Origin of the sequence: Spiroplasma sp. ChiS (assembly GCF_002968355.1) — a bacterium.
GTDB classification, from domain to species: domain Bacteria; phylum Bacillota_I; class Bacilli_A; order Mycoplasmatales; family Mycoplasmataceae; genus Spiroplasma; species Spiroplasma citri.
In genome coordinates this window covers 1-1,723 of sequence record NZ_PUUH01000085.1, presented here as the reverse complement: position 1 = coordinate 1,723, position 1,723 = coordinate 1, and the positions used below count along the sequence as shown (strand labels likewise).

Here is a 1,723-nt window from a genome sequence, read left to right as displayed (position 1 = left end):
ATAATGAAAAAGTTTATATTTTTCTTTAAAAACTATTGTTATATTAGTGGTTCAATGCTTTTGTTTAGTTTAATTGATTTATTACTTTGGTTAATTTCTTTGTATTGTGTTGGTTTAGTATTTTGAATATTATTTGCTTTGCAATGTGTATATTTTGTGTGATGATTGTGAAAAAATATTTTTTATCAGTTAAATGCTTTTCGGTTAGTGAATTTTGTTTGAGATAATCCGTTATCGGTAATTATTGGTAAGTTAGGAACTGGTAAAACATTACTTTTAACTTATTTGTCGCAAACTATGAAATTATTGACAGATGAAATTTATAGTAATTATCCGTTAGAAGATGATAAAGTTAAAGTTTTAACATTTAAAAATTTAGATTTTACCGATMGAACAAAACCGGTTCCCCCAGATGATAGTGTTATTTTATTTGATGAAAGTTATTTGTATATTGATGGAACTAGTCCTCATGATGAGAAAAAAGTTCATAGTGGTAAAATACCGTGAATTGTTTTAGCGAGACATTTTGGACATCGTGCGTTGTTTACTGCTCAGCGTGAGGGTATGATTTGAAATAATATTCGCCAGTTAGCAAGTGGGATTATTATTCCAATTTCATTGAAAAAGCCGATTATAAAATTAATTCGTTGTAAAAAAGAAAATAATAATGAAAATAATGAAGATAACGAAACTATTACATTTAAAAAAAGATTTAATTTTTTTAATCGTTTCTTTATTATGCGAATTGGGATTTTCCAAGATATAACGGATTATGAAATTTGAAAAACAAAATCAGTAGAACGAACAGCAGAAGGTAAAAGAGCAAAACATAAGTCGGATATTGGGTTAGAAATTCGGTTTTTTAAAATAATAATTCCCCTTGAATTCGCTAATAAGTATGATAGTCAATGGTTAAAGTTTGTGCGTGATTTAAAGAATGATGAAATTGTTAATAAAAAAGAATATTTATTGGTCAGAAATCACAAAATTAAGTGTTAAAGAACGATTGGAGTTATTTGATATTGATATTTTGAAAAAGAATTTAAAACCTAAAAAAGAGAAAGGAAATAGTAAAGATGATTAATTTATTAGTTGAAAATAATAATAGTAATTGAGACAAGATTTTTAGTTTTGTTTTTAATATATTTTTGTTTATTTTTGATGTAATTTGAAATACAAAATTACCGATGACAAATACGTCAATTGCTTATTTTTTAATCTTTTTTATGGTTATTAAGTTATCGATTTATGCAATTCACGGCACATCAACACAATATAATAATTTAGGTTCGACAGTTAATAATGGTGTTTCGCAAGTATATTTGTCAACTGTACGAAAAGGTATTAATGTTGGTAAAAATGTTTATCAAAATAGTAATAAGCAGCAAGTTAAAAAAGAACTTAAACGACAAAGTATTAGATATCAAGCAAAAAATATTAGAAGTACTAAATTTAAAAGAGATAAAAAGTAATGATTAAATTAGCTTTATTGGTTGCGGCAATCGCGATATTTGGAACTGGTTTTATTACTGTTATTATTAATCAATTTACATCAGCAAAAAATATTATTATGGATTTATATAATTCTGATACTTGGTTGATTTGATTATTTGGCAGAATGGCAGTTTTGTTTAGTCATCCGTTAATGTTAACGATATCAAGTTTATATATTGTTGGGTTTATTGTTTCAAAAACATGTTGGGTTTATTGTTTCAAAAACATT

2 protein-coding genes and 1 pseudogene are annotated in these 1,723 nt (G+C 25.6%); all 3 read left to right on the top strand.

The features are described from left to right. Positions 1–3 precede the first annotated feature (3 nt). Positions 4–1,084 (top strand): annotated as a pseudogene (locus C6B38_RS03130) (hypothetical protein). Then, the gene (locus C6B38_RS03125) at positions 1,077–1,472 is read left to right on the top strand and encodes a hypothetical protein (RefSeq protein WP_105298624.1); all 396 of its coding nucleotides are present in this window, start codon (positions 1,077–1,079) and stop codon (positions 1,470–1,472) included. Before C6B38_RS03130 ends, C6B38_RS03125 begins: the two are co-directional and overlap by 8 nt. Then, on the top strand, positions 1,472–1,723 hold a 252-nt coding region (locus tag C6B38_RS03120), incomplete at its 3' end, for a hypothetical protein (protein WP_105298623.1). The genes C6B38_RS03125 and C6B38_RS03120, both read left to right, overlap by 1 nt.